The sequence below is a fragment of the Streptomyces sp. NPDC057438 genome (assembly GCF_042802995.1).
GTDB lineage: Bacteria > Actinomycetota > Actinomycetes > Streptomycetales > Streptomycetaceae > Streptomyces.
In genome coordinates this window covers 36604-58777 of sequence record NZ_JBHVDD010000022.1, presented here as the reverse complement: position 1 = coordinate 58777, position 22174 = coordinate 36604, and the positions used below count along the sequence as shown (strand labels likewise).

At 68.7% G+C, this 22174-nt stretch carries 18 protein-coding genes; 7 read left to right on the top strand and 11 right to left on the bottom strand.

Annotation, left to right across the window (positions count from 1 at the left end; all coding sequences use genetic code 11):
• Positions 1-53: 53 nt before the first annotated feature.
• The 5 genes from ACFU5F_RS15265 to ACFU5F_RS15245 all read right to left on the bottom strand — a co-directional run bounded on the left by ACFU5F_RS15265 (position 54) and on the right by ACFU5F_RS15245 (position 4529).
• Entirely contained in the window at positions 54-458 is a 405-nt protein-coding gene (locus ACFU5F_RS15265; protein WP_383887070.1) for a hypothetical protein, read from the bottom strand.
• A 162-nt stretch (positions 459-620) separates the two neighbouring features.
• Complete coding sequence (locus ACFU5F_RS15260; RefSeq protein WP_383886996.1) at positions 621-1214, bottom strand: hypothetical protein; 594 nt, start codon at positions 1212-1214, stop codon at positions 621-623.
• An 85-nt stretch (positions 1215-1299) separates the two neighbouring features.
• Complete coding sequence (locus ACFU5F_RS15255) at positions 1300-1845, bottom strand: hypothetical protein (protein ID WP_383886994.1); 546 nt, start codon at positions 1843-1845, stop codon at positions 1300-1302.
• Between the two features lie 55 nt (positions 1846-1900).
• Positions 1901-2776, bottom strand: coding sequence for a DUF4328 domain-containing protein (locus tag ACFU5F_RS15250; RefSeq protein WP_383886992.1), 876 nt, complete (start codon positions 2774-2776; stop codon positions 1901-1903).
• 157 nt (positions 2777-2933) lie between these two features.
• Positions 2934-4529, bottom strand: coding sequence for a glycoside hydrolase family 20 protein (locus ACFU5F_RS15245; RefSeq protein ID WP_383886990.1), 1596 nt, complete (start codon positions 4527-4529; stop codon positions 2934-2936).
• Between the two features lie 289 nt (positions 4530-4818).
• Between ACFU5F_RS15245 and ACFU5F_RS15240 the strand changes: the two genes are divergently transcribed.
• From ACFU5F_RS15240 to ACFU5F_RS15220, 5 genes are all read left to right on the top strand, one after another.
• Complete coding sequence (locus ACFU5F_RS15240; RefSeq protein ID WP_383886988.1) at positions 4819-5466, top strand: 2-oxo-4-hydroxy-4-carboxy-5-ureidoimidazoline decarboxylase; 648 nt, start codon at positions 4819-4821, stop codon at positions 5464-5466.
• 355 nt (positions 5467-5821) lie between these two features.
• The gene (sdhC, locus tag ACFU5F_RS15235) at positions 5822-6202 is read left to right on the top strand and encodes a succinate dehydrogenase, cytochrome b556 subunit (protein WP_078531457.1); all 381 of its coding nucleotides are present in this window, start codon (positions 5822-5824) and stop codon (positions 6200-6202) included.
• Positions 6203-6207: 5 nt separating this feature from the next.
• On the top strand, positions 6208-6699 hold the full coding sequence (locus tag ACFU5F_RS15230) for a succinate dehydrogenase hydrophobic membrane anchor subunit (RefSeq protein ID WP_275456446.1): 492 nt from the start codon (positions 6208-6210) through the stop codon (positions 6697-6699).
• A 23-nt stretch (positions 6700-6722) separates the two neighbouring features.
• A complete protein-coding gene (gene sdhA / locus ACFU5F_RS15225; protein ID WP_059078954.1) occupies positions 6723-8477 on the top strand; it encodes a succinate dehydrogenase flavoprotein subunit in 1755 nt (584 codons plus the stop codon).
• On the top strand, positions 8477-9238 hold the full coding sequence (locus tag ACFU5F_RS15220; protein WP_037694414.1) for a succinate dehydrogenase iron-sulfur subunit: 762 nt from the start codon (positions 8477-8479) through the stop codon (positions 9236-9238). Before sdhA ends, ACFU5F_RS15220 begins: the two co-directional genes overlap by 1 nt.
• Before the next feature lie 202 nt (positions 9239-9440).
• On the opposite strand, the gene ACFU5F_RS15215 is transcribed toward ACFU5F_RS15220, so the two are convergent.
• From ACFU5F_RS15215 to ACFU5F_RS15200, 4 genes are all read right to left on the bottom strand, one after another.
• Positions 9441-9704 carry a TM2 domain-containing protein gene (locus tag ACFU5F_RS15215; protein WP_013001272.1) on the bottom strand — a complete coding sequence of 88 codons (264 nt, stop codon included), beginning with the start codon at positions 9702-9704 and terminating at the stop codon, positions 9441-9443.
• Positions 9705-10041: 337 nt separating this feature from the next.
• The gene (locus tag ACFU5F_RS15210) at positions 10042-10440 is read right to left on the bottom strand and encodes a DUF2752 domain-containing protein (protein ID WP_383886985.1); all 399 of its coding nucleotides are present in this window, start codon (positions 10438-10440) and stop codon (positions 10042-10044) included.
• Positions 10433-10939, bottom strand: coding sequence for a TM2 domain-containing protein (locus ACFU5F_RS15205; RefSeq protein ID WP_383886983.1), 507 nt, complete (start codon positions 10937-10939; stop codon positions 10433-10435). Before ACFU5F_RS15205 ends, ACFU5F_RS15210 begins: the two co-directional genes overlap by 8 nt.
• 320 nt (positions 10940-11259) lie before the next feature.
• Entirely contained in the window at positions 11260-12024 is a 765-nt protein-coding gene (locus ACFU5F_RS15200; protein ID WP_383886981.1) for a DsbA family protein, read from the bottom strand.
• 355 nt (positions 12025-12379) lie between these two features.
• On the opposite strand from ACFU5F_RS15200, the gene ACFU5F_RS15195 reads away from it, so the two are divergent.
• Positions 12380-13765: an FG-GAP and VCBS repeat-containing protein gene (locus ACFU5F_RS15195; protein WP_383886979.1), complete on the top strand. Its 1386-nt coding sequence runs from the start codon at positions 12380-12382 to the stop codon at positions 13763-13765.
• Between the two features lie 84 nt (positions 13766-13849).
• Complete coding sequence (locus ACFU5F_RS15190) at positions 13850-14641, top strand: hypothetical protein (protein ID WP_383886977.1); 792 nt, start codon at positions 13850-13852, stop codon at positions 14639-14641.
• 52 nt (positions 14642-14693) lie between these two features.
• On the opposite strand, the gene ACFU5F_RS15185 is transcribed toward ACFU5F_RS15190, so the two are convergent.
• Entirely contained in the window at positions 14694-15149 is a 456-nt protein-coding gene (locus ACFU5F_RS15185; protein WP_383886975.1) for a hypothetical protein, read from the bottom strand.
• 30 nt (positions 15150-15179) lie between these two features.
• Positions 15180-21935, bottom strand: coding sequence for an RHS repeat domain-containing protein (locus tag ACFU5F_RS15180; protein WP_383886974.1), 6756 nt, complete (start codon positions 21933-21935; stop codon positions 15180-15182).
• Between the last annotated feature and the right edge of the window lie 239 nt (positions 21936-22174).

Here is a 22174-nt window from a genome sequence, read left to right as displayed (position 1 = left end):
ACCCGCGGCGGCGAACCTGCCCACGTCAGCCGGACGACGCGAACCTGCCCACGTCAGCCGGACGACATCGCGTCACGGCACAGCAGCCGCAGCGAGCCCTCACCGGCGAAACAGCGCCGGGCCTCGTCCAGCGGATCCCAGTACCGGCCGTCCCGGGTCCGTACCCAGAACTCCCCGCCCGACTGGACCCACTCGCCCCCGGCCCATCGCACGACGACCTCGCCCCCGTACGCCCCGAACCCCCGCAACGCCCGCTCCACGGCGGCGTAGGGCGCGCCCTCCCGTCGTATCTCCTCGATCATCCGGTCCACCCGCCACAGGCTCTGCGTCGAGTAGTCGAGACGCACCCGGGCGCCTTCCCGCATCATCGCCACCGCGTCGGCCGCCCACCGGAGGGGTTTCGCCGCGCTCGCGGGCCGGCTGTCGTGGCCGCCGGGCGTGCCGAGGCTCCCCGGCACGCCGGGGGCGCCGCCCGAACTGAATGTCTGCTGTGCGCTCACACTCGGGAAAGCGCCCGCTCCCCACGAGACGTTTCGCGATTTCGGTGTGTGCGCGACACCGGCGCAGGACCGCCACACCCGGCCTCAGGACACCCACAGGACCCGCCAGGAAAGCGAGGTTTACCGCCGCGCCCCACGCGCCCGCCGTGACACGACCGCCCGCAGCACGCGCCGCCCCTCGGTGGCCGCGCCCAGGGCCTGCCGCACCCCCGCCGCCCCGTGCTGCGCGAGCAGTTCGAGCACGACGACCTGACGGCGCAGTTCGGCGGCGACGAGGTGGGAGGCGCCCTCGGTACGGCCCGCACGGCAGTCCGCCACCGAGTCGTCTCCCCCGGCGTCCAGCGGATCGAGCAGCTGATGGATCCTCAGGGCGGAGACGGAGCAGATCTCCGCCCACTCGCGCAGCGCGTCCCCGGACCGCTCGCCGGGCACCGCGTCGAGCATCCGACGGGCCAAGAGAACCGCCTCCACACCCGAGTCGGCGGCACCGCCACCGGCATCCACCTCCACGTCGGCATCGGACGAGGCCAGTTCACCCCGCACCTTCGCGACCTTCTCCCCCCACGCCTCTCCGTCGTCCACCAGCCCCGCCCAGAGCGGACGCAGGACCTCGTCGTCACCCCCGAGAAGCGGCACGCAACGGTCCAGACAAGCCAATCCGCTTGCCGCCAGACCGCGTTCGTCGGCCTGGGCCAACAGCTCCACCAGGCTCATCACGCCTCCCCTGTATCCCGCTCGACCCCACCCCGGTCATACGGAGCTCGCACTTCCCCTTACTGCGTGCGACGGCCCGGGAGTGTCACAGAGGGACGACCCCGAGCCGGTCGAGCAACCGGAACAGAATGTTTTCAGCCAAGGGGTCCGCCGGTCCAGGCTCTGAGGTCAACACATCGGCCAGCACCCGCGCGTCCGCCGCCCGCCCGGCCTCCGCGGCCCAGGCGACGGCACGCTCGGCGGCGTCCCGCGGTTCGAGGAAGTAGTCCTCGACGGTGAGCCCCCCGCCGTCGCCCAGATACGCGGCCATGGCCCGCCGCGCGAGACACGTGGTCCACGCCCCGCTCTCCGGCCCGGCCGCCTCGACGACCACACAGTCGCTGTCCATGACGTAGCCGAACAGGGCGGGCGCCCCAGTCTCCCGGGCCAGCGCGTTCATGTTCCCGACGTCCCCGGTGCTCCCGGCGTCCCCTTCGGCCTCCGTGCCGGGCGCGCCCGTCGGATACGCCCACACCTGCCAGTCGCCGGCCGCCGTCGCGCACAGCGTCAGGCCCTTGGCCCGGCCCAGCGCGGCCAGCCCGGCGAGGGGCTGCCCGCTCCTGCCCACGACGTAGTACCCCCAGTACCCCATACCGGGAATACACCACACATCTACGGCAGTTCGCTCCCGGAATCGGGCAATCCGCTCAGACGGTGACGGGTTCCGGTTCGCGCGGACCGCTGCGCGCCCGGTCGTCCTGCATGCGGGTGAGCGCGAGGACGAACAGGGCGGCGAACACCGCCGACACGATTTCGAGAGAGTCCGCGAACAGCATCTGCCGGGCGGCCAGCCGGTATTCCGCGATCTCCTCCGCCCTGAGGTACGTCCTGTCCCCGGCCTCCCCCGCGAACAGGCTGAGCAGCCACAGCGTCCACCAGGTGTTGACGAGCGCGTGCGACCGCGGCTTCTCCCACGGGCTGCTCGCGTCCCAGCAGTCGACCGCGATCCGGCGCGGGAACCACAGGTTCACCACCGGCACGAACCAGCCGCCGATCGCCCAGCCCCGCTTCTTCCGGTGCCCGAAGGGGGCGAACACCTCGGCGTTGACCCGCACCCGGTGGAACCAGACGAGGAAGACGACGATGGTGGCAAGGTAGGTGAGCGTCTGGAGGACGCCCGCCAGTGCGACGAGCCCGTCCGCACGGTCGGAGTCGTTCTCCAGGGCCACGCTCCAGTCGCCGCCGGCCAGCCGGTCCGACACGTCGAGGAGCGCGAGGTCAGCCCACACCGCGACCGCGTCGGCGACGGCGACCGCCCCGAGCAGGATCGCCACCGTCCGCCCGAGCGCCACCGGCGACCGCAGCCAGGCGGGGCCGTGGGGCGACTGGATGGGCGGTTCGGTGTACGGGGCGCGCGGATACGCCGGCGGAGCCGCGCTGAGCGGATCGGCAACCGGGCCCGCATCGGTGACCTGGTGCGGACGCGCCGCCTCGCACCGCCGGCACAGCTCGCCGCCCGGTGCCGCCGCGTGGTTCCCGCAGCGCGCGCAGTTCATCGTGAAGCCCCCGTGTGATCGAAACACGCCGACCGCGGTCCTCCCCAGACCCTCACGCTCGGCGATCAGAACACGCGGAACATACGGTTCACCGGCCCCGCCCGTCCACCCGATTCCGCCTCACAGAGGCTTCCGCAGCCAACCGGCCCTCCGGGGCCCGGGGGGAGCTCAGCCCGCCACCACCTCAGCTCACCTTTCCCGCCAGCTCCCGGAACTGCGCCCAGCTCAGCGCGGGCTTCCCCGGATCCCACAGCTTCTGCGACAGCGCCCGCAGCGGCATCCGCACACCCGCGGCGACCTGCGCCTCGGTCTGCCGGTTCGCGAGGTCGCACCAGACGGCGAACGAACCGCCGAGGATCTGGGCGTCGTAGCGGGCCGGGACGGCGGTCGTGCCGCGCAGCACCCGTGGCGTCCAGGACTCGTAGATGCGCTGCCCGGTCGGGTAGAAGAACTGGTTGGGCTCGCCGAGGACGTAGTACAGGTACTCGTCGTTGTAGTTGATCACCTGACGCCCGGCGCTCAGGTACTCCACGGGCGGGCGCGCCCCGATCTCCTTGCCCGTCCAGTACGCGACCTGGATCGACTTGTCCGCCTGGACCGAGCCGCCCCGGAAGAACCCGTCGTTCCAGGCCCGCACGGTCCGGCCGTGGTCGCGCATCACCTTGGCGCGGTCGTTGAGCCAGCCGGTCGCGAGGTCGGCGACGGTCGCGCCGGCGCCGTACTTCTGCCGCGCCGCGGCGGCGAGCTTCGGGTAGGACGCCTCGGGGTCGGACGCCATCAGCGCCCGGTACTCGTCCCCGCCGAGGTGCCAGTACGCGCCCTTGAACAGACCGGCGTACTCGTCGAGCAGCTCGTCCACCACCACCGCCGACCTCGGGTTCGCGATGTCGACGGCCCCGCTCGCGGCCACGCCCTGGGCGTTCCTGAGCTGCAGCGACGGGTTGGCCGCGATCACGGCCCCGAGGTGCCCGGGGGAGTCGATCTCCGGTACGACCTGGATGTGCCGGCTCTTGGCGAGGTCCAGGATCTTCCTCACCTGGGCCTTGCTGAGGTGCTGCGAGGACACCACCTCGGGGTGGCTGGTGGACTCGATCCGGAAGCCCTGGTCGTCGGAGAAGTGCAGCCCGAGCTGGTTGTACTTCAGGTCGCCCAGCTCGCGGATACGGTCCTCGATCCAGCCCGCCGTGAAGTGCTTGCGCGCGATGTCCAGCATGAACCCGCGCTGCGGCTTGGCCGGCTCGTCCCGGACGACGCCCTCCGGTGCCGTACCGCCGCCGCGGACCTCCTGCTTCAGGGTGCGGGTGCCGTAGAAGACCCCGGCCTCGGCGGGTGCGGCGATCCGCACGCGCCGGTTCTTCACGGTCAGCGTGTACGCCTCCGACCTCGGCTCGTCCGCCCCGGTCAGCGCCAGCTCCACGTCCCCGTCCCGGGGCCGCGCCTCCCCCGCGTAGGCGAGCCCCAGCTCCCCGGCGGTCAGCCGCCCCTCGTCGGCCAGCGCGGCGTTCCGTACGACGACCCGGCCCTCGTCGGTGGGCTTCCAGCCGGGGCCACGGGCCGCCTCGTGCTGTCGTACGGCGGGGATGGTCCGCGGTTCCTGGGACAGCGGGTACGAGCGCGAGGGCGACGGGGAGGTGGCCGGGGCCTGCTCGGCGGCGTTCACCGACGACCGTGCCCGCGACGGCTCCGAACCGCCGGACGTACGCGTCCCGTCGCCCGGCCACACGGTGACGGCCACCGCGACCGCGCCGCCCGCCAGGACGGCCCCCGTACCCAGGAGCAACCCTTTCGACGTGATCGCCGTCTTCCTGCGGGGTGCCCTGCGCCGGCCTCGGTTCACGACGCGCCCCCGGTCCCGATCCCGGTTCCGGTCAGCATCCACGACATCTCACGCACCTCTCGCCCGCACTGTCCCCCGCTCTTCGTCCGGCCCTCTCCCGGCCCTGTCCCGACTTCCCGGCTCTCTCGCGAGCCCTGTTCTCGAACCTACGACGTTCCACCGCCCCATCCGTCCACCACAGGTTCCGAAACTCTCCCGTTCGGGTGAATTTCGGGCATCGAACGGACAGCCCATGACCCGCCTCGGTAACGTGGTGGCACCTTTCGCACAACCTGCCCAACCTGCCCAGTCGGCCCCTACGCACCGCCGAGGAACCACGCTGCCTCCGCACCGTCTCCCCCACCTCCCCGGCCAGGTCGCCCTACCGCTGCAGGTCCGCACCCCCGGCCCGTCGGCCCTGGAGTGGTTCAACCACGCCCCCGCCGAGACCGTCCGCCAGGTCCTCCTCACCTGTCTGCGCAGCCTCCGCTGGGCCCACCGCCTCACCGCCCACCGCCCCTACCCCGACCTGGACGCCCTGCTCGCCGCGTCGGACGAGGCGGCGTACGACCTCACGGCGGCCGACCTGGCCGAGGCACTGTCCGGCGAGACCCTCCCGGTCCTGCCCGACGACACCTACGGCGTGGCCCACACCGCCCTGAACGCCGCCCACGCCGCCTACGAGGCCCGCTTCGGCCATGTCTTCGTGATCTCCCAGGCCGCCGCGCGCCCCGACGAACTCCTCGACCGCACCCTGGAGGGCATCCGCTCCCGCCTGGCCAACGACCCGGAGGAGGAACGGGTTGTGGTGGCCGAGGAACTGCGCGGCCTGGCGAAGGAGCGCCTCACCGCCCACCTGACCACCCGAAGGAACCAGGCCCGAGGGCCACGGGTCACCTAGGGGCGCGAGGGCCCGCGACGCTCTTCAGGGGCGCGGGGAGCCGCACACGTCGCGGAAACCACGGGCACGCAGTCCAGGGCCGGGGAACCGCGCGTCTTTCAGGGGCGCGGGGAACCGCGCGACAAGCCTCCACCCACCCGCACCCGGCACCGCACAGACACCCCCACCCTGGATGCCGCCCCCTACTCACCCTTACGTGCACCTTTGTATGCCAGTTTGATCACACCAACCCTCCCGGCTCAATCCAAGTGCAGCGGCATCGCTACCATGGCCGGGGCCGGTGGACCGTACCCGGCCGGGTCAGACCGACAAGCAAGCCGGCCGGCCCCAATCCCCGCTCCCGGAGGGTTCTTCCGTGCCGGCTGGAACGCTGTACCGCGGCCGGGAAGGAATGTGGTCCTGGGTGGCTCATCGAGTCACCGGCGTCCTCATCTTCTTCTTCCTGTTCGTACACGTGCTGGACACCGCTCTCGTCCGTGTCTCCCCCGACGCCTACGACAAGGTCGTGGCCACGTACAAGACGCCGATCGTCGCGCTGCTGGAGTACGGCCTCGTCGCCGCCATCCTCTTCCACGCGCTGAACGGTCTTCGGGTCATCGCCGTCGACTTCTGGTCGAACGGCCCCCGTCACCAGAAGACGATGCTGTGGTCCGTCGTCGGCATCTGGCTGGTGCTGATGATCGGGGCCCTGTACCCCGTTCTCGGCCACGCCGTCCGTGAAGTCTTCGGGAGCTGAGACAGATGTCCGCCACTGAAACCACCGCATCCGGCATCGGCCCCGTCGAGGGCGCCGGGGAGCTGTCGGGCTACAGCCCCGACAACCCTGCCCCCGTCATCGAGCCGCCCCGCAAGCGCACCAAGAAGACCCCGAGGTCCACCCGCGGCAACTTCGAGATGGCCGCATGGCTTTTCATGCGACTGTCCGGCATCGTCCTGGTCGTCCTGGTCATCGGCCACCTGATCATCCAGCTCGTCCTCGACGGCGGCGTCTCCAAGATCGGCTTCGCGTTCGTCGCGGGCCGCTGGGCGTCCCCGTTCTGGCAGACCTGGGACCTGCTGATGCTGTGGCTCGCGATGCTGCACGGCGCGAACGGCCTGCGTACGGTCATCAACGACTACGCGGAGCGCCCGAACACCCGCCTGTGGCTGAAGGGCCTGCTCTACACCGCCACGGTGTTCACCATCCTGCTGGGCACGCTGGTGATCTTCACCTTCGACCCGAACATCCGCTAGGCACGGGGCTGAGGTAACCGATCATGAAGATCCACAAGTACGACACCGTCATCGTCGGCGCCGGCGGCGCCGGTATGCGCGCGGCGATCGAGTCGACGCAGCGCAGCCGTACCGCCGTGCTGACCAAGCTGTACCCCACCCGCTCCCACACGGGCGCCGCGCAGGGCGGCATGGCCGCCGCGCTCGCCAATGTGGAGGAGGACAACTGGGAGTGGCACACCTTCGACACGGTCAAGGGCGGTGACTACCTGGTCGACCAGGACGCCGCCGAGATCCTGGCGAAGGAGGCCATCGACTCCGTCCTCGACCTGGAGAAGATGGGCCTGCCGTTCAACCGGACCCCGAACGGCACGATCGACCAGCGCCGCTTCGGCGGTCACAGCCGCAACCACGGCGAGGCCCCGGTCCGCCGCTCCTGCTACGCGGCCGACCGCACCGGTCACATGATCCTCCAGACGCTGTACCAGAACTGCGTGAAGCACGGCGTGGAGTTCTTCAACGAGTTCTACGTCCTGGACCAGCTGATCACCGAGGTCGACGGCGTCAAGAAGTCCGCCGGTGTCGTGGCCTACGAGCTGGCGACCGGCGAGATCCACGTCTTCCAGGCGAAGTCCGTGATCTACGCGTCCGGCGGCTGCGGCAAGTTCTTCAAGGTGACGTCGAACGCGCACACCCTGACCGGTGACGGCCAGGCGGCCGTGTACCGCCGGGGTCTGCCGCTGGAGGACATGGAGTTCTTCCAGTTCCACCCGACCGGCATCTGGCGCATGGGCATCCTGCTGACGGAGGGCGCCCGCGGTGAGGGCGGCATCCTCCGCAACAAGGACGGCGAGCGCTTCATGGAGAAGTACGCGCCGGTCATGAAGGACCTCGCGTCCCGTGACGTCGTCTCCCGCTCCATCTACACGGAGATCCGCGAGGGCCGCGGCTGCGGTCCCGAGGGCGACCACGTCTACCTCGACCTCACGCACCTCCCGCCGGAGCAGCTGGACGCCAAGCTCCCAGACATCACCGAGTTCGCGCGGACGTACCTCGGCATCGAGCCCTACACGGACCCGATCCCGATCCAGCCGACCGCGCACTACGCCATGGGCGGCATCCCGACGAACGTCGAGGGTGAGGTGCTGATCGACAACACCACCGTCGTCCCGGGCCTGTACGCCGCCGGTGAGGTCGCCTGTGTCTCCGTGCACGGCGCCAACCGTCTCGGCACCAACTCGCTGCTCGACATCAACGTGTTCGGCAAGCGGGCGGGCATCGCGGCCGCCGCCTACGCGCAGACGGCCGACTTCGTCGAGCTGCCGGAGAACCCGGAGTCGCTCGTCGTCGAGCAGATCGAGCGCCTGCGCTCGGCCACCGGCAACGAGCGCGTGGCGGAGCTGCGGCGCGAACTGCAGGAGACCATGGACGCCAACGTCATGGTGTTCCGCACCGAGCAGACGATCAAGACGGCCGTCGAGAAGATCGCCGAGCTGCGGGCGCGGTACAAGAACGTGGCGATCCAGGACAAGGGCCGCCGGTTCAACACCGACCTCCTGGAGGCCATCGAGCTGGGCAACCTGCTCGACCTGGCCGAGGTCATGGCCGTGTCGGCGCTCGCCCGGAAGGAGTCCCGCGGCGGTCACTACCGCGAGGACTACCCCAACCGCGACGACGTCAACTTCATGCGTCACACCATGGCGTACCGCGAGGTCGGCGACGACGGCTCCGAGACCGTCCGCCTCGACTACAAGCCGGTCGTCCAGACCCGCTACCAGCCGATGGAGCGTAAGTACTGATGGCTACCCCTGTTCTGGACAAGGTCGAGGCGGAGTCCGCCGCCTCTCCGTACATCACGGTCACGTTCCGCGTGCGCCGGTTCAACCCCGAGGTCGCGGCCGAGGCGAGCTGGCAGGACTTCGTCCTGGAGATCGACCCCAAGGAGCGCGTCCTCGACGGTCTGCACAAGATCAAGTGGGACGAGGACGGCACCCTCACCTTCCGCCGTTCCTGCGCCCACGGCATCTGTGGGTCGGACGCCATGCGGATCAACGGCAAGAACCGTCTGGCCTGCAAGACGCTGATCAAGGACATCAACCCCGAGAAGCCGATCACGGTCGAGCCCATCAAGGGCCTCACGGTCCTCAAGGACCTGGTCGTGGACATGGAGCCGTTCTTCCAGGCGTACCGGGACGTGATGCCCTTCCTGATCACGAAGGACACCAACGAGCCGACGCGCGAGCGCTTCCAGACCGCCGAGGACCGTGAGCGCTTCGACGACACCACGAAGTGCATCCTCTGCGCCGCGTGCACGTCCTCGTGCCCGGTGTTCTGGAACGACGGCCAGTACTTCGGTCCGGCCGCGATCGTCAACGCCCACCGCTTCATCTTCGACTCGCGTGACGAGGCCGGTGAGCAGCGGCTGGAGATCCTCAACGACCGTGACGGCGTGTGGCGTTGCCGTACGACGTTCAACTGCACGGACGCCTGCCCGCGCGGTATCGAGGTCACCAAGGCGATCCAGGAGGTGAAGCGGGCGCTCATCACGCGCCGCTTCTGATCCGCCGCCGCCACAGCGCATGACGGAGGGCCCGCAGGTTCATTCTGCGGGCCCTCCGTCATACGCAGCCGGTCGTGCACGCACCACACTCGAGGGTGCACGCACCACGCACGAGGGCCTCGTCCCCGCGCGGAGCTCAGAGGGAAGCTCCGGGCGGACGAGGCCCTTCGGTCGATCACCCGAGCGGTGATCCGCAGCGCGATCAGCCGCGCAGGACACGGCCCTGGGCGTCGGTGCGGTCGTTGCTCGTGAGGAACAGGATGCCGTCGATCAGGGACCAGAAGCCCAGACCACCGCAGGTGAGGAGCTGGGCGACGCCCACGCCGACGGAGCCGACGTAGAAGCGGCCGATGCCGAGGGTGCCGAGGAAGAGCTGCAGAACGCCGGCGACGATCTTCGACTTGTCCGAGTACGGGCGCCCCTGCGGGTCGTGGCCGAAGGGAGCGTCAGGGGTGGGGACGGTCATGGAAATACTCCTGGATGTACTGACTCAAACAACCGAAGCGGATTGCTCCGGGGGGAATCGCAGGAGAGAAGGCGCGGCAAAATACCGGCAGCAATCGGGCACGGCAGACACCGGCCAACGAATGAGCACGACGTAGTCCCCCGTCATCCCCCCTGTCGCGGTTGCAGCGTAGTGAGACGCAAGGGACGGACGGGAGGGGATTCAGGCGATCGTTCCGATTCCGTGATCCGATTCCAGCCAACTTGCGACACCTGGGCAACATAAAGCGGGCGTAAGGGATTTACGGGGGTCGGCAGGGGGAAGGCGATGAAGTTCGGCCCGTTCGCGGCAGAGCCGCTCAGCGCACGTTGCGGACGATCGTCCACGTCACCGCGATGCCCAGGATCAGGGCCTGGGTGCGGGGCTTCAGTTCGGGGCGCCAGCGGCGGCCGCGCAGGCCCTCGACGGCCCAGCGGCCGAGCAGGGCGAGCGCGAAGGGCGCGGCGAGCAGCAGGACCCGGTTGTCGTGCCAGGCGGCTTCGAAGCGGCCGTGCATCAGGTCGTAGACCATGCGGGTGCCGCCGCAGGCGGGGCAGAGGAGCCCCGTGACATAGCGGAACGGGCACTGGGGCAGTACGTGGCCGGGCTCGTGCGGGTTGGTGCCGTACAGGTACGCGGCGCCCGCCAGCCCGGCGGCGGCCACCGCGAGGGGGGCCGCCGCCGGATGCCGGAGGGTGCTGAGGCCGCGCTCAGCCACGCAGGACACGCCCGTTGGAGTCGGTGGTGTTGCTGCCGGTGAGCAGGATGATGCCGTCGACCAGCGCCCAGATGCCGAGGCCGCCGCAGGTGAACAGCTGCGCGAGGCCGAGGCCGACGTGGCCGATGTAGAAGCGGCCGACGCCGAAGGAGCCCAGGAACAGCGAGAGGATGCCGGCGACGATCTTCGACTTGTCCGAGTACGGGCGCCCGTAAGGGTCGTAGCCGTACGGGGCGTTGGGGTCGCCGGTGTACGCGCCGCCCGGCGTGGGAGGCACCTGGTAACCGCCCTGCTGGGGGTAACCACCCTGCTGCGGATAGCCGTAGCCGGGCTGGCCCGCGCCCGGCTGCTGGTAACCGCCCGGAGTCCCGTACGGGTCGCCGGCCTGCGGAGCCCCGTACGGGTTGGCGCCCGGCTGGCCGGGGGCCGCGCCCGGGTACCCGTATCCGGGCTGCGGCGGCTGCGGGGGCTGAGCGGGCTGCTGAGGCTGCTCGGTCACGGTACTGACTCCTGCGTGTCGTTTGCTTGAGCGGCTGGAGCGGCTCAATGACTGAATGGCTGAACGGCTGACTATGGGCTGTCCGTCATATTGCAGGAGGGAAGGGCCCGGAGAGAAGTTGTCACCTCGGCCGGACCCTCAGACCGCTCCCGCGTGTGGGCGGAGTCACATCCCGCGGACGCGACCCCCGTGCCCGGGCGAGCAGCATCGCCTTGCTGAGGATGCCATCGAGCATACGGTCGCCCTGGTAGAGGGGACAGCCGGTCTGCGGGGTTCCGTTCCCGCGGGCGACGGTCGGCAGGGGGATCGGTGCGTCCGGATCAGCCCATGTCCCGTGACATCGACCTGTCGTCGTCCCAGGCCATGGGGTCCTGCTCCACGGTCTTCAGCAACTGGTCGAACACGGACCGGTCGTACAGGACCGCGCCGTACATCTCGACGATCCGCCTTCCGTTGATCGCGGCTGTGGGGGTGCCGGGACCGCCCGGGTTCTCGGATCCGCCCGCCCGCTCGTAGGCCTTCTCCGACCTGGTCACGAAGTCGCGGTACCTCATGGTCTTGACGGCGGAGTCGAAGGCCGGGCCGCGCAGCCCGTCCACCTCGTCGGCGAGCTTCAGCAGATAGGCGTCGGTGAAGCCGTCGACCGCCTCCTCCGGCTGGTTCTCGTAGAGGACGGCGTGGTACTCGGCGAACTTGCCCTTCTCCAGCGCGGCGCGCAGTGCGTTGACGGCCTTCTTGGAGCCGCTGCCGCCGAGTCTGTCGTCCAGGAAGGAGGCGAGGGTGTACTCGGTCACGACCGTGCGCCCCAGCGTCCGTTCACGCGCGGCCGGACCGCCGCCGGTCTGCTCGAACTCCTCGCAGTAGGGGCAGCGCGGGTCCTCGTACAGATGAACGGTGACCGGCGCCTCGGGGTCACCCACGCGGATCGTCGTGCCGTCCTCGTCGAGTGCCTCGGGCACGTCCCGCAGTTCCTTGTACGCGACCCTCGGCTCATCCCGGTTGGCGCGCTGCCCGCATCCCGCGACCAACAGCCCCAGCGCGACGGCCACCACGACCGCCGTCCGTCTTCTCCGCCCGTACCCCATCGCGAACACCCCTCCCCGTTGACGAGGGGCCCGGATCCCAGCCGCGCAGTTCCCCTCCAGAATTCGCCCCGCGCCTCGGGATCTCGCCGGGCGGCGTTGGCATGTCCGCGTACTGTACGACGCACCGAGACCCCCTCGCACCGCGAAAAATCCAGCCCTGGGCCGTGCCATCCTTACGTCCCTCAACAAGCCTTTCCCGTAAGCCTGTTCGGCGCGAGAACGAGATCGACCGCCAGCGGCCGGCGCATGGGCGAGCGTCTGTCCGCAAACGCTCGCGAAAACCGGTGAGGCAGCCATCCCGTGCGGGCTCGCCCGGGCGAGCCCGCACACACATCGCAGGAGACACACACCCCGCATGAGACGCATGTTGACGTCCAGGAAGACCCGCCTGGTTCTCGCGACGGCCGTGGCCGTGTCGCTGACCGGCGGACTGCTCACCCTCTCGACCGGCGCCGCGAGTGCCGCCCCCGCCAAGCACGCCGACGACTTCAACGGCGACGGATACCGGGACTACGCGGTCCCCGGCTACGGCGAGTTCACCGTGACGTACGGGACCGCCGCGGGACCCGGCAACAAGACCAGGACGTTCACACAGAACAGTGCCGACGTCCCCGGGAAGGCCGGTGACGCGGGCGGCCTCGGCGATGATTTCGGCAATGATCTCGCCGCCGCCGACCTCAACCGCGACGGCTACGCCGACCTGGCCGTCGCCGACCGCTCCGAGAAGGTGAGCGGGAAGGCCGGCGCGGGCGCGGTCACCATCATGTGGGGCGCCAAGTCCGGTCTCGGCACCAAGGCGACCCGGCTCCCCGTCAAGGCCAAGTACCTCCGCGGCTTCGGGAACGAACTCGAAACCGGAGACTTCGACGGTGACGGCAGGGCGGACCTTGCGGTCGCCGACGGCATCGACACCGTCTCCGTGTACCGGGGCGGCTTCACCCAGGCCGGCAGGACCGGAAAGGTCACCAGGCACACCCGCTCGAACCACTCCCGCACCTTCGAACCCACCGGGCTGGTCGCGGGAAAGGTGACCAAGGACAAGGCCACCGACCTGTACGTCCTCGGCCAGGGCTACCGCAAGGACAAGATGACCCAGGACACCTGGTTGCTGCGTGGTGGCAAAACGGTCAAGTGGAGCAGCAAACTGGTGGTGATCAACAGCAAGGAGCCGGACTACGGCCCGACCGGCGTCATCGCCGACTTCGACAAGGACGGCTACGGAGACCTGGCGGTCAGCGACACGTCGTACAACAAGGGCGCGGGCTCGGTGGTCGTCGTGCGCGGCGGCAAGGGCGGACCGGCCGCCAAGTACCGGATCACCCAGGCAACTTCGGGCGTCGCCACGGCCGCGACGAAGGGTGACGGCTTCGGGTACGAACTCTCCGCCGGCGACACGAACCGCGACGGTCACCCGGACCTCGCGGTCGGCGTCCCCGGCGAGAAGGTCGGCTCAGTGAAGGACGCGGGCGGCTTCCACCTCCTGCACGGCGGCAGGAAGGGCCTGTCCGGCACGGGCTCCCAGTGGTTCAGCCGGGCGACGGCGGGAGTTCTCAAGGACCCCAAGGAGTACGAAGAGTTCGGCTCCGCCCTTCGCCTGCGCGACTTCGACGGCGACGGCGACAAGGACCTCCTCGTCGGCAGCATGAACCGTGAGACGTCCCTGTTCTTCCGGGCGGACGAGTCCGGCATCACGACGGACGGCATGACAGAGCTGAGCCTGAAGCCGGCCTTCCCGCAGTAGCGACAGCTTCGCGAGCGTTGACCGCTTGGCCGGATCGCATCCAACTCCTGTGACGGATGGGGCGGTTGATCACACACTGACCCCATGACCATCCTGAGGAAAGCCGCGGCCGCAGTGTCGGCCGCGGCCGCGATCCTGATCGCGATACCCCCCACAGCCTCGGCGACGCCCGTCCACCACGACCCGTACGGCGGCACGCTCGTCCGGGAGAACTTCAACCGTCTCCCGCTCGGCCCGGTGACCAAGGGCCGGGGCTGGACCACCGACGCGTCGGGCGGCACGCTGACCGTCGTCCCCGGCACGCACGGCCACGGCCGGGAGCTCCGCCTCCGCACCGAGGGCAACGGGCGCGCCTTCATGGTGCTGCCCGACCTCGCCCCGCCCGGCAACAGCCTCTGGGCCCGGATGCGGCTGCGGGTGACCGAGTTCCCCACGGCCCCCGACTGGGCGCACTGGACCCTCGCGGAGGCCTCCGGCACCGACTCCCCCACCCTGGTCCGCCCCCTCGGCGGCCAGTACGCCCCCACCGACAACGGCAACTTCTATGGCGTGGGCTCCGACCTGGGCCCGACGGGCGACTGGACGAACTGGAAGACCTCGGCGCCGGCGGTGGCCGGGAAGTGGCAGTGCGCGGAGTTCCACCTGGACGCCACGGACAACCGCGTCACGGTCTACCTGAACGGTGTGCCCCAGCCCGACCTGACCGTCTCCACGAAGAACCACGGCGGCACGACGGACGACTTCACCTTCCCCACCTTCGACAAACTGAAGCTGGGCTGGCAGCTGTACCAGTCGAACCCGACGCCGTCGACGTTCGAGATGAGGATGGACGACATCGCGGTGACCAGCCGGCGGGTGGGGGGTTGCGGGGCCTGACGGAAGGGATCGAGTACAGCGCTCCTATTTCCGACGCCCGTGAAAATCTCAGTCACCCCTCATAGACTTGCGCCACACACAAACCCTTACTCGCAGCAGTATCGTAAACATTCCACAAATCATCCAAAGATTGCCTCAACCCGTCTAGGTAACCTCCAGGGATTCCTCCGCGAATAATACCGGACAGAACATCCGGCGCTCCTCGCATCACTTCTTCGACACTCACAGAAGAAAAGAAGCGGGCCACCGACTCGACCTCGACGATAGAGAGAAACATACAGACCGTTCCGACTTCGTCATCACCTAGGACGGTCCCGCCGGAGACTGCCATTTCCCCGATTTCACGCGCATTCGCGTGAAGCAACAGCTGCTCAATGACGTCTCCGTCGTCACCCAGATCGCAAAGATCGACAGCAGGATCAGAGCCCATCAGGCGAAAACGGTTGATCACCCGCTCGAACCCGGAGGAAACATCCATTGCGGAAACAGGGAACAGGGAAATGTTCACGGCAACGTCACCTTCTTACAGACGTCAAGGTCAATAGGCTAGCAGGGGGCCGAGGATACCAGGAGCCAAGGGGGAATCTGCCGAACCCCAAGGACTTCGCGACCAGTCATGATTCTCTACATTCACATGCCACCACTCCCTGAAGTCGGACGTGAATTTCTTCAAGGGTTTCTCAACCGTCACTGGCGCGCGAAGAGGAGGAGTGGGAGGGTTGGGATCTTTCCCCTTATCGCGCCTCATTTTCTGCATCCTATAGGTGATCACACCATCACTCTTCACCGACGGGAAAGCATCTATCCACTGATCGGGCTTGAATAGATTGGGCCCCTTGAGTGGAGTCATATCGAAGCCGATTTTCACTTTGAGATTCTTCGTCTCTTCGCTTCCTTCCAATTGCTTCTTCAGACTCTTCACATATTCCTTTACTTCCGCATCACCCTTGACCTCCGCCCCACCACCAGCGTGCTTAACATCCCATACATAGACGGCATCTTCGGTCCAGTACAAGAGATCGGCCCACCCGCCGTTCTTTCTGCCCGGAACGTTTTTGATGTAGTTCTCGGAGTCACGAAATCCGACCGTTTGCTGAAGATCGACAGTTACCTGCCCACCCCCTTTGGGCTGCAGCGTTCGCAGCCACGACTTATACATAATGATCACCGTGTCGTGCGCCTTTGTGTACTTCTCCTTAATGTACTGAGCCCTCTGCTTCTGCTGCTGTTTGGCAATTTGAGCCTCAGCCTTGACGAGGTCCAGCAAGCCAGTCGGGTCGCTGCGCGAAACCGGACTATTGTGGCTATACGCATACCCGTTCATCTGGAGCGGATCAGTCATAACCATGATCGGATCCGCCGAGATGAAGCGGCCCGAGTTCTGGTCGTACTCGCGGGCGCCGATGTGCGTCAGGCCGGTGGCGGTGTCCTCGATGCCGACGCCGATGTAGCCGCGCTTGTTGGGCCACGACGCCGGCTTCGGGCCGCGGAGTTCGCCGTACGGCTTGGCGGCTCGGCGGGTGACCGCCTGGCCGCTCGCCAGGGCCACCGCCGTGTTCGCCGTGCCCAGGTGGTCCGCGAGGAGGGCCGAGAGCTGGTGCCCCGTCGTCGCGCCGCTGGTCGCCGTGCGGGTCACCATCGGGGCGCCGGGCTGGGCGTAGGACCGGGAGGCGCGGGTCACCGCACCGGAACTGCCGGTCGTCACCTCCGTCTCACCCAGGTACAGCGTCGTACCGGACGAGGAGTTCTCCAGGAGGCGGTTGCCGGTGGCGTCGTAGACGTACGTCGTCTTCTTGGTGCCGACCGTGATCGTGTCGAGCTTGTTCTCCGAGGTCCACTTCAGGTCCTGGGCCCCGGCCGGCAGATCACGGAGCTTCGTGTTGCCCACCGCGTCGTACGTGTACGTGCTGCCCTGACCCGCCGGGCTGGACGAGACCGAGGTCATCGTGTGCGGCTGCTTGGACGCGTTGTAGCCGTACGTGAAGGTGACGTTCTTGGTCGCGTCCGCCGGGTCGGCCTCGGTCAGGGTGGCCCGGTTGCCCAGCCAGTCGAAGGTGAAGGACTGGTGGTAGGCGGTGGCGCCCGTGGAGACGGTGTTCGCGGCCGGGGCGGTGGCCGCCAGCGTCGACTTGAGCGAGGCGTCCGGGCTGGACGCGTCACTCGCCGTGTCCGGCGCGTCGGCGACCGGCCCCGACGAGGCCGCGTAGTCCGTGCGCGGACCCCACGTCGTACCGTTCGCCGACTTGCACCCCGTGCCGTTGCCAGTGGGCGTGATGTTCGACGTCCAGGCGTTGGCCAGCTCCCCCATCACGTCGTACGTGAAGCACTGCATGTCCCAGGTGTCACCCGAAGCATCAGACAGCTGACGGGCGTTCGACGTGATGACGCCGGACTTGTCGTACGAGTACGAGCTGTCCGAGATGCGGTGGGGACCGGCGGTCTCGCGGTCCGCGACCGTGCGCTGGAGGCGTCCGGTGTGGGGGTCGACGAAGTTGGTCGTCCACACGCGGCTCGGCTGGGAGCCGGACACCGTGCGCAGGGGTTCACCGTACGGCGAGTAGGTGACGTCGGACGTGTACCAGGCGAGACCCGAGGTCGACTCGGTGAGGCCGTCGCTGTTGTAGCGGGTGACGACCTTCTCCTGGGCCAGGCCGCCCACCGAGGGCAGTGTGACCGTCTGCGGCTTTCCGGTCTGCGTGTATGTGTACTTGTACGGGTACGTGCCCGCGACGCCCGTCGTCATGGTGTTGGCGGGGATCACCGTCTCGGTGCCCGTCGGCCGGTACTCGGTGTCGTAGCCCGTGACGCGGCTGATGTAGTCACCGTTCGCGGTGTGCCTGGTGGAGGCGACCGGCTGGCCGAGGGCCCCCGACAGGGAGTCGTACGTGAACGACTTGACGGGAACGCTCGTCTCGGAGCCCTCACGGACGAACCTGACCCGGCCCAGCTCGTCGTACTCCGTGTACGTCGTCCGCTTCTCGGCGTCCGTGACCTTGTACGGCCGGTCGGCCTCGTCGTACCACGTGTCCGTCTTGCCGACGTCCGGGTCGGTCGTGGAGGTGACCCGGCCCCGGGCGTCGTACGTGTACGTCCACTCGTTGCCGGCAGGGTCGGTGACGCTGGTGCGCAGGCCTCGGTCGTCGTACCCGTAGGTCGTCGTGCGTCCGGCGCTCGTGCTGTCGTCCTTGTGGTGGACGATGGAAGTGACCCGGCCGAGCGCGTCCGTGACGGTCCGGACGCGCGGCGACGTCGAGCCGGCCGGGTCCACGGAGGTGAACGTGTCGCCGTACTCCGACCTGGCCGTGTACACCTTCTTCTCGTCGTGGAACGTCGACTGACTGACCGGCCTTTCCAGACCGTCGTAGAGGTGCTTGATCCGGCTCGGGACGAGCGACTTCGACCTGGGCGAGAAGAGTTCGGCGGCCGGCTCGTTCTTCGCGAGGTAGGCGCTGGTCTGCTCGTCGGCCAGGCCGTGGTCGTTGTAGGTGGTGTCCGTGACGACGCGGCCGGGGCCGTGCGCCTCTGACTGCGTCTGGACCTGGCGCATCAGGCCGTCGTAGATCGTCACCTGGCGGCTGTACGTGCCGTCGTCCTTGAGCGACCTGGTCGTGATGGCGGCGGGCCGCGACTCCTTCGAGGTGGCGATCGCCGGCTGGTACTCGATCTCGACGTTCGGTGACTTGGAGCCCGAGGAGCGGGACGGCGACCAGCCCTTCACGAAACGGCCGAGGGCGTCGTACTCGCTACGGGTGACCCGGCCGTTGGCGTCCTTGACCGTCAGCGCCAGGCTGCGGCCCGGATCGAAGGTCGTGGTGACCGCGTGGCCCTTGGCGTTGATCGCCTCCACCGAGGTGACGGGACCACCGGTGTCGCCCGGGGTGTACCGCATCTCCGTCGTGCCTGCGCCCGGCTTGGCGACGGTACGGACCCGGCCCAGCGGGTCGTACGTCGTCTTCGTGACGACCGAGTACGAGGTTCCGGCACCGTTCACCCCTGCCGCGGCCGTGACCAGACCCTTCGTCGGGGCATCACCGTAGGACTGGTTGTCGTAGGTGGTGCGGCTCGCGCTGATCAGCTGCTTGGCGGGGTCGGCACTGTCGTGATCCGCGCAGGTGGTGCCCGTGGTGCGCTGCTGCTTGGGCAGGCCGATGAGCCAGGCCGACGTGTTGTGCACGTACGACGTCCTGGTGCAGATCTGATCGGAGAACGCCTCGCCGGAGCCGTCCGGCTTGACCACCGCCGTCTCGACCTGGACCGGAATGCCGTAGGTGTCGTCGACGGTCGTCAGGGTCCGGACGGCCCGCCAGCTGTCACCGACCTTCTGGATCTCGTCCGTACGCTTCACACCACTGCGATGGGCCAGGAGCGGATCCATGTCCGCACCGTCCTCGGCCTCACGGAACCGGGACGCGGTCTGCTTCGACCAGGGGTAGGTCAGGGTGCGCTTCTTCGGCGTGCCCTTGTCCGAGTCGAGGTAGGTGAGACTCTCCGCCGCCATGCCCGCGTACTGCGGCTCGTCGTCGGTGACGAGCGTGTACGTGCCCGTGGAGTCCTTGACCTCGCCGCCGACGCCCTGGAAGTAGCGTGTCTCGGAGTAGGACTGCGCCTGCGGCGCTCCCGCGGAGGTGGTGGTCCTGCTGCCCTTGGTGACCGCCACCTGGCGGTAACCGCGCCAGACGCTGTGCGTACGCAGGGACGGCCGGGTGAACTCGTCGTCGGTCTTCGCCCAGGCGGGGTCCGTGTAGTCGTACTGGGTGTAGATCAGTTTTCCCCGCGAGGTGACCTTGTCGTTCTCGGTCACGGAGTGCACGACGTACTTGTTGAACCACGACTTCGCGGGCTTCTTCTCGTCGCCGTCCGGCGACCAGCGGACCGGGTAGCAGGTGCCGTTGTTCTTGCCCTTGTCCTCCGACGGCTCGCTCGCGCAGCCACCCTTGTACTCGACCTCGATGTCACCGCCGTGCTCGGTGGCCACTGTGCCGATGCGGGGGCGGGTGAAGGGCGGACGCTGGTCCTTCGGGCCGCTCGACACCAGGTTGGGGAGCTGGCGGTCCCTCAGGCGCCCCTTCAGTTCCGAGGAGGAGCCGACCGTGTACTCGCCGAAGCTGACGCCGTCCTTGTGCTGGAGCGTGCCGGTGGTGTCGCCCGGGGCGAAGCCGCGACGGGTGATCGAGTTCAGCCAGAGTCCGGGGGACGTGTAGTACCAGTCCTCGGGGAAGGACTGGTGGAGTTCGTAGGTGTCCACCTTGCCCAGGCCGGTCTGGCCGGCGCGGGCCGCCTTCGTCGTCACCGAGTCCAGGCGCATCTGCGACCAGAAGGAGGGGAAGGCCGGGCAGAGCTTCGACGTCGACTTGCAGTTGAGGTTGCCGGGGGTGTCCCACCAGGGGCGGTACGCACCCGGGTCGGAGGTCTTGGCGAAGTTCGCCGCGTCGCAGGCCGTCGCCGACTTCAGGCAGCGCTGTGCCACACCGAACTCGACGGTCGCGGAGGGCTTGGTCAGGTCCGCGTGCATGCCGTACTCGATGGTCTTCGGGTAGGCGAAACGGTCGTACTGCTCGGGGGACTTGAACTTCTTCTTCACCGCGTAGTGGTTCGTCTCCTGCTTCCAGGTGACGACCAGGGTGTTGCCATGTACGTCGACGACCTTGTCCAGGCCCCAGCGCCAGGCCTGCTTCTTGCCGGTACCGCAGCGGGAGTCGGCGAAGGCCGTGGCGTGGCAGGGCTCACCGGGGTGGTTGCCGAAGACGGGGACCGTGGAGACGGAGTCGGTGTCGGCGTGACCGCCGCCGACCTGGTTGAGCCCGTAGTAGTACTTCGTGCCGTCCGTGGTCGTGACGATCCAGTACTCGCCGTTGTTGTCGCCGTTGGTGCCGCCGACGCGGTGCTCGACGCGGGTGCCGTCGTCGCTCTCGGGGCGGTAGATCTCGGTGTCTTTCTCGGGGTCGCTGCCGGAGGCGGCGTCCCGCACCAGTTCCGTCGTCTTGCCGCCCAGGGACATCACGGCGTTGTGCGACACCCAGCACAGGTCGGACGTCTTGTCCTTCTTGGCGGTGTTGTTGGCGGTGCCGGACTTCATCTTCTTGCGGTCGTCCTGGCAGGCGCGGTAACGGCGCTCGATGTGACCGGCGTCGTAGTCCCAGCCCTCGCCGATCCAGGAGGACTGGGGAGAGGCGACGGCTGTACGGCCGTCCACGGTCTGGGAGTTGTAGCTGAACTCGACGTTGGGGGCAGGGCCCGCGGGGGCGGCCGGGACCGTCAGCGGATACGACCAGGTGAACGCACCGGACGAACCGCCGGCCGACCACTTGCCGCTGGAGGCCAGCGGTGTGGCCTTGAACGTGCCGCCGGCACCGCCGCCGGAGTCGACCGCCCCGACGACGGCCGTGTCACCGGTCGCGGCGACCGGAGTGACCCCGGTGGCCGACGTGACTCCGGTGGCCGACGTGACTCCGGTGGCCGACGTGACTCCGGTGGCCGACGTGCGGTAGGACGCCTGGGCGATCGACGGTCCGCCGGGCGGGGTCGTCCGTGCCGAGGCGGGCGTGACGGTTCCGTCCGCCGCCGTGTCGACCGTGGCGGTGATCGACTGGGTGCTGATGTCATTCGTGGTCTCCAGTTCCTCGTACTCCTGGCATGCCTCGTCGTCGGGCGTGGTCAGGTAGCACTCGGGGAACTGGACGAAGCGCAGGCGCGAGGCCCAGTCGGCGCCGTAGAGGTTCTTGAACTTCGCGTAGTCGAGCTTGACCGCGATCGGCACGGAGCCGGTGGCGGGAGCCTGGACCTTCACGACGGTGCCGTCGACGCCCTGCGACACGGCGGCCGCGCGGTCGTAGAGCTGGACCTGCCAGGTGCCGGTGGGTGCGGCCTGGTCCGGAGCCTGCCCGAGACTGACGGGGAGACTTCCGGCAGGGGTCATGCCGACCTGTCGCGCGGTCGCGGCCGTCCGCGCCGATGCGGGACCGGTGCTCGCGGCCGAGCCGAAGTCGACCGGCTCCGTGCCGGCCACCGGTGTGACGACCGTGCCTGTCGGGGCCTGCTGCCGGTCCGGCGGGACGTCGACCTTCAGCGTCTCCAGGTCGGGTTCGGCGACCGCTCCGGCGACGATCTCGTCCTCGCCGAGGGTCTCCAGCTTGACGGTCTCGCGGCCCTTCTCGGCCGCGGCCGGGTCGGGCGGCAGCGCGAACGACTGCGCGGGCAGCAGACCCACGAGCAGCGCCGCCCCGAGCGTGGGCACGACGGCCGCGCGCACCCGGCGCAGCCGACGCGAGCGGACAGGCAAGAAGCGACCGAACACGGCGAGGTCCCCCCGGACCATTCGAGGCGGGGCCGGGAATGGACCACGCGTGATGGCGTATCAGATGGGCAGATTCTGTGTCGGCTCTGTGGAGTTCCGCTAGATCGACCCAGAGGATGTGATGATCGCCACGGCGCGTAATGCAAGGTAACGGTCAGTGAAGTTTATTCTGCATTTACCTGTGCTTTGCCGGAAGCAGTGACTCGTCTGCGATCAACCGCGCAGTTCATGAGGACTTG